The organism is Pseudomonas sp. NPDC079086, from assembly GCF_044542155.1.
Classification (GTDB): Bacteria; Pseudomonadota; Gammaproteobacteria; order Pseudomonadales; family Pseudomonadaceae; genus Aquipseudomonas.
Window position 1 is genome coordinate 1 of the sequence record NZ_JBITTY010000011.1, and the last position, 10,784, is coordinate 10,784.

At 53.8% G+C, this 10,784-nt stretch carries 10 protein-coding genes and 1 tRNA gene; 3 read left to right on the plus strand and 8 right to left on the minus strand.

What is annotated here, in order from left to right; genetic code table 11:
- Positions 1 to 1,057: 1,057 nt before the first annotated feature.
- From ACIGEK_RS22230 to ACIGEK_RS22255, 6 genes are all read right to left on the minus strand, one after another.
- Positions 1,058 to 2,686 (minus strand): DUF4041 domain-containing protein, encoded by a 1,629-nt coding sequence (locus ACIGEK_RS22230; protein ID WP_397495405.1) that lies wholly within the window; start codon positions 2,684 to 2,686, stop codon positions 1,058 to 1,060.
- A 431-nt stretch (positions 2,687 to 3,117) separates the two neighbouring features.
- Positions 3,118 to 3,477 carry a hypothetical protein gene (locus ACIGEK_RS22235; RefSeq protein WP_397495406.1) on the minus strand — a complete coding sequence of 120 codons (360 nt, stop codon included), beginning with the start codon at positions 3,475 to 3,477 and terminating at the stop codon, positions 3,118 to 3,120.
- 8 nt (positions 3,478 to 3,485) lie between these two features.
- Positions 3,486 to 4,229: a metallophosphoesterase family protein gene (locus ACIGEK_RS22240; protein ID WP_397495407.1), complete on the minus strand. Its 744-nt coding sequence runs from the start codon at positions 4,227 to 4,229 to the stop codon at positions 3,486 to 3,488.
- Positions 4,230 to 4,250: 21 nt separating this feature from the next.
- Positions 4,251 to 4,631 (minus strand): DUF6957 family protein, encoded by a 381-nt coding sequence (locus tag ACIGEK_RS22245; protein WP_397495408.1) that lies wholly within the window; start codon positions 4,629 to 4,631, stop codon positions 4,251 to 4,253.
- A gap of 153 nt (positions 4,632 to 4,784) precedes the next feature.
- Positions 4,785 to 5,177, minus strand: coding sequence for a hypothetical protein (locus tag ACIGEK_RS22250; RefSeq protein ID WP_397495409.1), 393 nt, complete (start codon positions 5,175 to 5,177; stop codon positions 4,785 to 4,787).
- Positions 5,178 to 5,234: 57 nt separating this feature from the next.
- A complete protein-coding gene (locus tag ACIGEK_RS22255; RefSeq protein ID WP_397495410.1) occupies positions 5,235 to 5,687 on the minus strand; it encodes a hypothetical protein in 453 nt (150 codons plus the stop codon).
- A gap of 76 nt (positions 5,688 to 5,763) precedes the next feature.
- Between ACIGEK_RS22255 and ACIGEK_RS22260 the strand changes: the two genes are divergently transcribed.
- Positions 5,764 to 6,024 (plus strand): helix-turn-helix domain-containing protein, encoded by a 261-nt coding sequence (locus ACIGEK_RS22260; RefSeq protein WP_397495411.1) that lies wholly within the window; start codon positions 5,764 to 5,766, stop codon positions 6,022 to 6,024.
- A 25-nt stretch (positions 6,025 to 6,049) separates the two neighbouring features.
- Here ACIGEK_RS22260 and ACIGEK_RS22265 read toward each other — a convergent pair whose 3' ends face one another.
- Positions 6,050 to 6,421 (minus strand): hypothetical protein, encoded by a 372-nt coding sequence (locus tag ACIGEK_RS22265; protein ID WP_397495412.1) that lies wholly within the window; start codon positions 6,419 to 6,421, stop codon positions 6,050 to 6,052.
- A 1,041-nt stretch (positions 6,422 to 7,462) separates the two neighbouring features.
- Here ACIGEK_RS22265 and ACIGEK_RS22270 point away from each other — a divergent pair.
- Positions 7,463 to 8,116: a PA2778 family cysteine peptidase gene (locus ACIGEK_RS22270; RefSeq protein WP_397495413.1), complete on the plus strand. Its 654-nt coding sequence runs from the start codon at positions 7,463 to 7,465 to the stop codon at positions 8,114 to 8,116.
- Positions 8,117 to 8,191: 75 nt separating this feature from the next.
- Here ACIGEK_RS22270 and ACIGEK_RS22275 read toward each other — a convergent pair whose 3' ends face one another.
- Positions 8,192 to 9,475 (minus strand): NAD(P)/FAD-dependent oxidoreductase, encoded by a 1,284-nt coding sequence (locus ACIGEK_RS22275; RefSeq protein ID WP_397495414.1) that lies wholly within the window; start codon positions 9,473 to 9,475, stop codon positions 8,192 to 8,194.
- 185 nt (positions 9,476 to 9,660) lie between these two features.
- Between ACIGEK_RS22275 and ACIGEK_RS22280 the strand changes: the two genes are divergently transcribed.
- Positions 9,661 to 9,737, plus strand: a tRNA-Val gene (locus ACIGEK_RS22280).
- Positions 9,738 to 10,784 lie beyond the last annotated feature (1,047 nt).

A 10,784-nucleotide genomic window follows, 5' to 3' on the forward strand; every position in this document is an offset into this window, starting at 1 on the left:
TTTGCGCTGAAGTTGGATCGTCCTTACCGCAGTAAGTCCGATAAAAGTTACGTGCGCGGATTTGATATTTCTTCAAAGTGATTGGGAGCATGGCTGTCGTCTCTTATTATTGTTTTGATGACAAAAGCAGCCGCATTCGCGAATTGGCGTTGGCTCAGTTCAAACTTCACTGAAAAGCACTACGCCTTCGCTTCGTGCATTTCTCGTTACGTCTGAACTGCTCCAACGCCCCCATACTCGCGCCGCGAGTAAGGGGTTGCGCCCTCTTACTCACGCGACACGCCTTCATCTACATTCAGCGTGCCGGTGGAGCAAGAGCGCGCACAAGCGGTTTGTCATCAAAAAAAGCAGCCAGCGCCAAGGCGCTGAAGGAACGAGTAGGCGATGCCTAAGGGCATCGTAGTAGTGGGTACAGCTTTAGCCTGCGAAGAAAGGCTGGCCACTGCACTCAAAGTCAGTTATCCGTATTTCGCATAACTGTATGATTTATAAGTATTTGCCATGGTTAATATAACCAAAAAAGCAGTGCCCGGGCGGGCGCTATCGCTGCCTTTACTGGCGCTCAGAGTGGCAGTAAAGGCGTTCGAAATGCCTTCACGGGCACAGTAAGTGCCTGTCCGGGCTCTGCATTTGCACACACTAGTATTCTCGCGATACTAGGGTGGTATCGCATGTCATACCCCGGTCGTATCGCATCCGGTGTTGTGGCACTCAATGTGTGTCGCACTGTCGTTTGCGATACGACCCGAGTGTCGCATTTTGCCCTGCAGCACACTGAGTGTGTCGCATGCCTGGAATGTCACATGCGAGTTGTATTGCTTGATACTTCTGCGATACGGCATGAGTGCCGCGCTGGTGCTGTGCGATACGCTGGTCGTATCGCACTAGGTGTTGCCACACTCGCGGAGTGCCACCTTTTCAGCGGTGATACGAGCCGCGTATCACCGCTGCTGAATATGGATACTAAAGATCCTCGAAGGCAATCGTACGATTGCGTCCTCGATATTTAGCTTCGTACAGAGCGGTGTCTGCTTCGCCGAGTAACCGTTCCAGGTATCTAGTGACCTATGGCAACCTCAGCTTCATCAGCGACCTCTTCATACTCCATCTGGTGACGCGTCCATTCAGCTGCAACGACAGGGTTTTCACGAATCTGCTGCTCAATCTGAAGCGTTTCACGATACTCACGAGCTTGGGCCGCCATCGTCCACTGAGTTTGCACGCCCAATACCTCCAGCTCCTGCTTGATGTCGGTAACCCCGAGGCGGAAGAACTCTTTGCGCGGGTTGACCTTATTTACCTGCTGTCGCAGGAAATGACGATGCAGCTGCTTCTCCAGGCTGGGGGCATCCTCGCTGAAGATCATGGCATGTACGTCAAATTCGAAGGGTACGCTGGCATCGCCGAGCTCGCGGATTCGATCAGAGGGCTCCAGGCGGCGGGTCATGCCGATCTTGAACACATCCTCGCCAAATGAGCCAATGTTTGAGATTACATAGACGTGACCGGTGCGTGTTTGCTGGGCCATAGACAATGCACGCTGGTTCTTCTCCTCGGCCTGGCGCAACTGCTCCTGCAGTGCGGCCAACTTGGCCTCGAACTCTGCACGCTGCGCCTCTGAAGCTGCCGCCACCTGAGACTCAACTTTTTCCATGGCTCGGCGCAGGTTCTGCTCTTCTTTGGCCGCCTCTTTGATAGCTCGCTCATATTCGCGCCGAACCTTTTCCTCTTCACGAATCTGTTCACGCAGCCGGCGCTGTTCTTCCCGCTCCTGATCCCGAATGGCCTGAGCAGTGGCTGCCCAGCGTAATTCTTCTAGTCGCGCCTGCAAGTAAGGTTCAGTGACCCTGGCATTTCGGAATGAGGCACCGTTGATATTGACCAAGGCGAACGAGTCTCTGATCTCTTTCTCAAGCGTGCCGTGGTTGTCCGATTTGGCACGATACAGGATGGAGTCCACCTTGCCATTAAACGCATCAGTGACGAACCGAATAGCCGTTGTCCGGCGGCTTGCTTCGGCATATTCACAGACGGCGGCTTGGCCATTTTTGACCATGAGCCTGGACAGCTCGCGGGCATCTTTGAGCTTTTGACCAGCCTCCGCGTAGCCGATCTCTTCAGCCAGGTCATCCAGTAGGTGGTAGGTCGGGATGATGTATGAATCGCCGTACCCGTCGATCTTGTTCTTTATCGCTGCCGCAGCTTCCGTCAGCTCCTTCAATCGTCCGACAGCACCATAAGCTTCGCCTGCAATTTCTTCGGCTTTAGCATGTGCAGAGTCGACAATTCGCTTGGCCTCAAACAAAGCGGCTGAAAGTCGCGATTCAGCCTGTTCAAGACGCTGCCTGGTGGTCTTGAGCATGGAGTCTTTCTGACGCTTGATTTCATCGCTCAGCCGCGCAACCTCAACCTCCAAGTCCGCAAGAGCTTGGTAGCGCTCCAACTGTGCCTGGAGAGCCTTCAGCCTGTTGCTCTGGTCCACATAACGCTGTGCAGCAACACGGGACTCGTCCAGGAGTGCCTGAATTTCGCGTTTCTGAGCAGCAGTCAGCCCATCAAGCTGCTTGATCCGTTCCAGTTGGTACCCACGCTCCACCAAAAGCGCTGCTCTCGCCTTTTGGTGTCTGGCGCTCTGGACAACAAAAAAGATCAGCGCAGCAATGGCGACGATTAAAAGAAGTTCCATCTACAGTGATTCCTTGCTTACGGACGGCAGTTGGTGAGGCTCTGGGGTAATGGCTTTTATAGTGCCATTTTTGAAGAGGCCTACCAAATGCATAGCCACGGGCTTTTCTGAAAGCTGGAGGCTGCAGCTCTGGTCAATAGCAAAATGCTTGATCTGCCGGACTACGCCTAGCTAAGGCCCAACTCGATGGTCTTATTCTGAGTGGCCTGGTGAAGCGGGCTGTTCGGTAAAATGCTGTTCAATCGCGGTCGCCAAGTCTTCAAGAGCATCTGCCAAGCGCATGTCTTCTCGCTGGTCATTACTTGAGGGCTGGAACGTTCTTGCGTGGTGCAGCAGGGCTTCGGCGTAGTTCCTCCTGAGATCTAGCGTAAACACGATCATTTGCCTATTTCGAAGTGCTTATGGGCCGCTGCCGAGCTGCCCTTTGGCGCTCAATGCACTCGGTCGGGTGTTGGGTGATACCCAGAAGTTAGAAATATTCGATGATTCATCAGCGACTGATATCCGTCATCAGCGCGGAACGACGCGATGACATAGAAACTGCCAGTGTATGTATGGAGCACCCAGAACTCGCCTTCCTGTCCGACACGCAAGATGACCGAGGTGCGAATCAAGCGGCCATCTGTAAACAGCCCCGAAACTGGATCGGCTCTGATGTGTCTGTGAGTCACGCCCAGGCAGCAGCAGATCGCAATGCGGGCCTCGGTGAGGTAAGCCGTAACCGGTTGGCTGAATGTGAAGGCCAGAGCATCACTTAGCAGTTGCGCATCGGTTGCAGGAGTTGGGCGCATCGTTGCTCCTAGAGATTGATGATTAGCTGCGGATTGAAGCCAGTCCGTTCTCCTGGGTACCCCCTTGGGTTACAAACGATCCGTGTTCCAGCTTCGTGATAGTCAACCGTGGTATGAGAATGGCCGTGTACCCAGAGTGCCACTCGATCTCCACCCATAAGATCAATCCACTCATTTGCATACGCCGCATCAAGATGCCCCCCAGAATGTGGGTTTTCTGCCAGTGAGCGCATAAGCGGTGCGTGGTGTGTTATCACTACGGTTTGGCCTGGAAACGGTTCGGCTAGTTTGCTCTGAAGCCAGCTCCGTGTTTTTAAAGCCTTGTCAGCGAAATCGCCGGGCTTTATCCGCCGGTAATGCTCTCCCGCCCTGATCTGTCGGTAGTAATTCATCATGCTTTGCGCAGTGATTGACGCCAGAGGCTTGTTGCCTGTGGCACTAAAATCAGTCCACATCGTGGCACCCAGAAATCGTGTGCCACTGATTATCACAGCATCACGCTCCAGCACCTGAACATGAGAACCGAGGCCGGCACTACGCATCTTCTCCAGCGTGCTGGGCATGTGGCCGCCGTAGTACTCGTTATTGCCGAGCACGTAAAGCACAGGGCATTGGAATGCCTTCTTGGCCCACTCGACTCCGCGTGCTTTCACATCGATATCACCTGCCAGTATCACGATGTCGGCATCGTGATACTGGGGTTTGTATGCGTCGTGCTCGTTGTGCAGATCTGAAAGCAGGTGAATACGCATTCTGTTTAGCCTGCCGAATATTCAGAAAATACGAGTAACGGTTTTCGCGCTGGCTTGCTTCCGTCTACCTGCACCAAGCAGCAGGTAAACGGTGTGGAGCGTTTTAAAATGAAAACTTTCCTGAAATACGTGGAGTGGTGACGTGCGGACGAAGTCGCCGATATCCCATCTACGTTCGCTGTCGATGACGACGCCGTGAGCGAATAGGATCACCGGCTGGCGCCTTGTTTTTGCCAGTTCGGAGCGTTGCTCGTCAGTGACATCAAGATCGATCCAGATCCAGTCGCGCACGATGCAGTAATTGCCAAACGGAAAGCTGTTCCGTGCATAAGTCATGGCATCTTCATTCGACATGTCGCTTCCGGCCATGTGCTGGCCTGGTCCGTAGAGCAGGTCAGTCATTGCATCTAGTCCATTCACTGCGTTCGCCCTCATGATGAGACTGTCGGATGCAGGCTCGCCGTTGCAATTCAGCAGTCTGCCAAGATCGCTGATGCGCTTCATTTTTTGGTTATCGGATTGTGGGTAAGTTGTTGTAGTCGCCGGAGCGGTTTTCTAGTTTGGGGCGCTAGGTGAAAACCTTAGTTCCCGGTCGGTAAAAATCGAAGCTAGCGTGGCCGGCTCATTTAGGTAGTCCGTTTTTCGTCGGAATTCCTCGATTGCTAGCTCTATCCTGAGATATTCAAAATTGTTAAATAGCTCCTCCATTGGCACGTGAAATTCTGCACTGCCGGCTTTGGCACACAGAATGTGCAGGATTGCAGCTAGTGGCAGAGACAAGCTGTCGTCATCTTCTGGGCGCTTGGTGGCGAGGTTTTCTAAGCACCTGTCTGTGCTCTGCTGAAGCGCTGTCAGCCAATAGTCGCTGAGGTTGCAGGGTAGTGTTGCCTCTGGCCCGCTCATCAGGACTTCTTCTATGAAGCGTTGGTATATTTCTTTATCGCTCATGCTGTTTTAACCATCTTTACGTGCGGCTTAGAGGCACTCTGGTATGTCCGTGTTGAGTTAGCGGAGAGCGACTTTTTGTGTGAAGTCGAGCAAGCCACGAAGGGTCTTTTCATCCTCGGCCCAGCTTGGGCACAGGGTTGAAATTAATTCCCTGCTCAGGGCGCGCGGTTGATCGATGAGGCCCGAAAACTTCAGCGCTATTGATAATCCAGCGTGCTGGAGGAGCATGCTCATGTGTTGCCTGTTATGACGGTCATTCCGTTGAGCGGGGCGGATAAGGTCCAAAAGCGTTGGAATGTCATCGAATAGCAAGCATGGATTGCCGCTCACCGAGTCGAGACGGACGTAGATGTCTGATCCGGACAAAAGGCTTATTACAACTGGTAGTTCGATGTCGAATCGACTTACCAAGCGCTCAAGGGTTAAAAGCAAAACGCGGTTTTTGACATCGAGAAGTGCGGATCGATCTGGATCGAGAGGGATGATTGTGGAGATGTGCACGACGTTCATATCTGTATACCTGTAATTCAGATATCTGTAATTTAGATATACATTCTGGCTTTGTCAACAGCTGGAATGCGTCTCTTTGGAAAAGTCGATTTATCGAGATGAGAACTTAGTGCTGCTTCGTATGATCAAGCAGTGTCGTACTGAGTCAGGCCTGACGCAGGCGCAGTTCGCTGAGGCATTAGGCCGCCCGCAATCTTTCACGAGCGACATTGAGCGAGGTCTTCGCAGGCTTGATTTGGTTCAGCTGCGAGATATCTGCCATGTGCTTGGCCTCAACTTGGTTGAGTTTGTGCAGCGCTACGAAACCGAGTTGTCCTCGAAAGGTGCGGGGGGATAGCCCAGCACCTTTCATTCCTTGCGCGCTAGGTGGTTTCTTGCTGCATGCGGCCCCAGGCTGCCGAATGCAGCCCGCCAGCATCGCTGCACAACAACCTGACAGCCTGAATACATCCGTTCAGTGGTTCGCTGGCAACCGAGTTCAATTCGGGCGTGCCGCTGAGTGCGCAGAGCAGCCCCAGAGCTGCATGATGGCGCATCATGGCCTCATCATAGAGTTCGCTTGCACTGGCATCGCTACGAAAGCCAAGGAGGCAGTTGAGCCCGTTGGGATGTAGTGGAGTGAAGCCTGTCTGGAACTGTTGTGTGTCCCGGTCAGTCAGAGCGCTGCTTTTTTGCTCGGAAGTACTTGGCTCAGGTTTAGGTAGCGGGCTGTCATTGGTAGGTGAAGGGGGCATGGTGTGATCCTCAGAAAAAGGTTCTGCTCCCAACGCCAATTGGGTGAGCAGGCCGCACAGGTTGGCGTACCGGTCTGAGAGCCGGCGCATCCGAAGATGCCCTGCACGGTCCGCCCATGAAGGCGCAGCCATGCTTGGTGCTAAGACGCGCTTGCACCAGCTCAGAAACCAGGACGCCAATCCTGTCCCACATTCGTGGGGAAGCAACGGTATGAGGCTGCTTCTTTGTTGTCAATCTACGATCTTCTGTCTTTGATTGACGCGGTCCGGCGCTATTGGTGTTCAGGGCGGCCTATATCTAGGGGAAGTGAAACGGTACCCAAAACGGTACTCAAATTTATTTTTTACGGCTAGAAAAGAAAAAGGCCAGCTTGAGGCTGACCTAACTCTTTGTTTTTTATGGTGGGCCCACACGGACTCGAACCGTGGACCAAAGGATTATGAGTCATTGCTTGCCACTGAAATTCTAGGCTTTTGTCGGCACGAAAACCTCAGTTGTGAACCCTACGATCTCTGCTTGTGGGCTACCAGCGCACCGTAAGGATGAGCACCTTCAAATGATTTGGCATCTTTCCTGATTGGACGCACTACGACATGGCGTGTGCAAGTGGGCATCTCTTTGGTATTAAAAGGTGGGCAGATTTTGTGCATGACTCTGTCATAAGCCAATAGTAACGTTATGGTTGCGCCAATCCATCATTGGCGCTACGGAGAATCGCCGGGGAAATGTGGCCGGGGACATATTGGTAGGTGGTGCAGAGTTATCGGGCATTGGATCTATCTGTTTGACGGCAGGCGCAAGGGCGGCTGTCGTGATTCGTTGGCATGCCTGGAGCGGGCAGCGTTGGGTGCAATGCCCGCAGTTTATCAGCCCGAAGAGGGTTTTCGTTTGTACTCATGGCTTGGTCGGTGCTTGCAGGTAAATCCGGCATTTTGTGCGCATGGGTTGGGTCACTGGCACTTCATCGTTATGCTCTGCGCCACAAACAAGCTAGTGGGTGAGTGATGCTACAGTCTGTGCGCGTAATAAAGCTTCTGCCGGTGGCTCTGTTGTTTCTGCTCGGTGCCTGCTCCAGTGGGCCGCAACTGCAGCCTGAGACCAAGCGCTTGCCAGAGCGGGTCGAGCTGGCTGATGTGCCGTTTTTTCAACTAAGTGACGCCCAGGGTGGGCCTTCGGCGTTGGCGGCATTGCTCAATCATCACGGGGTGATCACTAGCCCAGGTCTGGTGGATGAGCGCATGCAGCAATTGGCCAAAGAGCAGAGCACGCAAGCCGGGCTTGAGGCGGTGGCGCGCTCTTATGATCTACTGGTTTACCCTTTGCCCGGTAATTTGGATGCGCTGATGCAGCAGGTATCCGCAGGGCATCCGGTGCTGGTGATGCAGGATCGGCTGTTTGGTGGGCCGGGTTCGCAGTTTGCGTTGCTAGTCGGTTATGACCAGCGCGAACGCACGTTGGTAATGCGTTCGGGCAATACCCGGCGCTGGTACACCAGTTTTGCCAGTTTCGACGATGCTTGGGAGGAGGCCGGACGTTGGGCTGTATTGATTCAGCCGACCAATCAATTGCCTGCGCAACCCCTTGAGCGAGTCTGGTTGCAGGCTGCCCGTGATCTGCAGCAGCAAGGCCGAGGCGCTGCGGCGCAGCGAGCGTTGCGCACGGCCCGTCAGGTTTGGCCGGATGCCGCGCTGTAACGGCGTTCAGCAATGACTTAAGTCAGAACGCAAAACGGCACCTTAGAGGTGCCGTTTCTGTTTGTGGCGCTGGTTTTAGATGCCCAGCTTGTCACGCAAGGTGTAGTACCAGGCGCCCAGTGCGCTGAATGGCACTTGGAACATCCGCCCGCCCGGGAATGGATAGTGCGGCAGGTCGGCGAAGGCGTCGAAGCGTTCGGCCTGACCGCGCAGGGCTTCGGCCAAGATTTTGCCGGCCAGGTGAGTATAAGTTACGCCGTGGCCGCTGCAGCCTTGTGAGTAGTAGATGTTGTCGCCGAGGCGGCCGACTTGCGGCAGGCGCGACAGGGTCAGCAGGAAGTTGCCGGTCCAGGCGTAGTCGATCTTCACATCCTTCAACTGCGGGAAGGCCTTGAGCATCTTCGGGCGAATGATCGCTTCGATGTTTGCCGGGTCGCGTGCGCCGTAGACCACGCCGCCGCCAAAGATCAGGCGGTTATCACCGCTAAGGCGGTAGTAATCGAGCAAGTAGTTGCAGTCTTCTACGCAGTAGTCCTGCGGCAGCAGGCTCTTTGCCAATTCGGCGGATAACGGCTCAGTAGTAATCACCTGAGTGCCGCATGGCATCGATTTGGCCGACAGTTCGGGAATCAGGTTGCCCAGGTAGGCGTTGCCAGCCACCACCACGAACTTGGCTTTGATTCGGCCGTTGGGTGTGTGCACAACGGGATTGGCGCCGCGCTCAATGCGGATAGCTGGAGATTGCTCGTAAATAACTCCACCGAGCGACTCGACTGCCGTGGCTTCGCCCAATGCCAGGTTGAGCGGGTGGATGTGGCCGCCACTCATGTCCAGCATGCCGCCGGCATAAATATCGGTACCCACGACTTCTTGTATGCGCTTGGCGTCCATCAGTTCCAGCTGGGTGTGGCCGTAGCGTTCCCAGAGCTTTTTCTGCGACTCCAGGTGTTTCATGTGCTTGGGGGTGTTGGCCGCGAAGACGCCACCGTCCTTAAGGTCGCACTGGATGTTGTACTTGGTAATGCGCTCGCGAATAATCCGACCGCCTTCGAATGCCATGTCGCCCAGCAGTTTCGCCTGCTTGGGGCCGACGCTGCGTTCGATCACATCAATGTCGCGGCTATAACTGTTAACGATCTGCCCGCCATTGCGGCCTGATGCACCGAAACCAACCTTGGCCGCTTCGACGATGCTGACTTTAAAGCCGTTTTCGAGCAGGGCGATGGCCGTGGACAGGCCGGTGTACCCTGCGCCGACGATGCACACGTCAGTCTCGACTTCACCATTCAATTCCGGGCGCGCCGGTACCGGATTAGCGGAGGCCGCGTAATAGGATTGTGGATAAGCTGTGTGCGCCATTTTGCAACCTCTGTTCTTTATTTTTTACGAATAGACAGATGCTACCTGAGTTGAAAATGCCCGGCTAGTGGTCTGTGCGAAATATTAAACGCGCCATAGAACAGTAAAAAATTCAGTTATTCAGGCAGTTAGCGAAAAAATCTGTTGACAGTTTTTTGCGTCACCGTAAAATGCGCACCCATCGTAGGCACGTAGCTCAGTTGGTTAGAGCACCACCTTGACATGGTGGGGGTCGTTGGTTCGAGTCCAATCGTGCCTACCAAACAAAGCCCCGCATTGCGCGGGCAGCAGAGAGGGAATCCGAGAGGGTTCCCTTTTTGTTTTCCCCTAGAAAACATTCACAATCTACAGTCCTATTTCACACTCAGCAATGTGAATGCTCATTTCTTGTGGGCTGTGTTCACAGCTGGATTGTGAATGGAATCTCCTAACCTGTTGATACTAAAGGCAAGATCACTACTTAGTTAAGGTGGTGCTCATTGTTCGCATGCTCACAATCGCAGCAGCTCTAACGTCTGTTGCTGTGCAACAGCCTACCAACTGAGCTACGTGCCTACGATGGGTGCGTGAGTCCCTGTGTGCTCTTGTACGGCCTTTGAGCAGGCATGTCGCCCTATGCCGTTGGCGAGAAGCTCACCAGCCCGTGTGGGCTGTTGTAGGGGCTTGGCTATGTGTGGCTGTGAAATCTGTGGGGGATTGCTGCTAGGGGGTACAAGGGGGGGGTTAGGGGGATGCTCTCTATATGCATTGCGGCTAATGGATTTCTGCTGGAAATTAACTGACCCGTGCTCGAATTTGTCTGCTAGAAATTAACTGACATAAGGTTGTGGTGAGGTGTGGGTCGTGCTGGATGCATTGAAAGGGATGTACTGGGCTTCACAAGGAAAGCGATTCGGTAATCAGGTGGCTGATCTGCTCGGTGTTCATCGGGGGCTCTACCATTGCGCTATGGAGGAGGGTGGTTGCCAGATGCATCTCATCAAGCTTTATCAGCTTAAAGAAGATGGGGAGTCGATAGAGCGCGTGGCTCTGCATTCATGTCAGTTTTTATTCCCTGGCCTTGAGGCTATACAGGCACGATTCGGTAAGCAGTCGCTAGTCGATGAGGCTAGGAGTAGAGTTTTGGCTTATACGGCGCAAGCTTAGTGTTCGCTTTGGTATCGTGGTGTGCTAACTTACTCAGATAGGGAAACGGCCCTGCTCTCAAGATGGTGTGAATCGCCCCGGATTTCCTAGACACTTTCCAGGCTCAGTAAATGTCGCTTCTCGAACTCTACCGGTGACAGTTGGTTGTTGAAACCGTGTCGGC

Excerpts from the sequence above, each read along its gene's own strand:
- ACIGEK_RS22230 (WP_397495405.1), bottom strand. The coding sequence starts at position 2,686 with ATGGAACTTCTTTTAATCGTCGCCATTGCTGCGCTGATCTTTTTTGTT.
- ACIGEK_RS22235 (WP_397495406.1), bottom strand. The coding sequence starts at position 3,477 with ATGCGCCCAACTCCTGCAACCGATGCGCAACTGCTAAGTGATGCTCTG.
- ACIGEK_RS22240 (WP_397495407.1), bottom strand. The coding sequence starts at position 4,229 with ATGCGTATTCACCTGCTTTCAGATCTGCACAACGAGCACGACGCATAC.
- ACIGEK_RS22265 (WP_397495412.1), bottom strand. The coding sequence starts at position 6,421 with ATGCCCCCTTCACCTACCAATGACAGCCCGCTACCTAAACCTGAGCCA.
- ACIGEK_RS22275 (WP_397495414.1), bottom strand. The coding sequence starts at position 9,475 with ATGGCGCACACAGCTTATCCACAATCCTATTACGCGGCCTCCGCTAAT.
- ACIGEK_RS22255 (WP_397495410.1), bottom strand. The coding sequence starts at position 5,687 with ATGAACGTCGTGCACATCTCCACAATCATCCCTCTCGATCCAGATCGA.
- ACIGEK_RS22250 (WP_397495409.1), bottom strand. The coding sequence starts at position 5,177 with ATGAGCGATAAAGAAATATACCAACGCTTCATAGAAGAAGTCCTGATG.
- ACIGEK_RS22245 (WP_397495408.1), bottom strand. The coding sequence starts at position 4,631 with ATGACTGACCTGCTCTACGGACCAGGCCAGCACATGGCCGGAAGCGAC.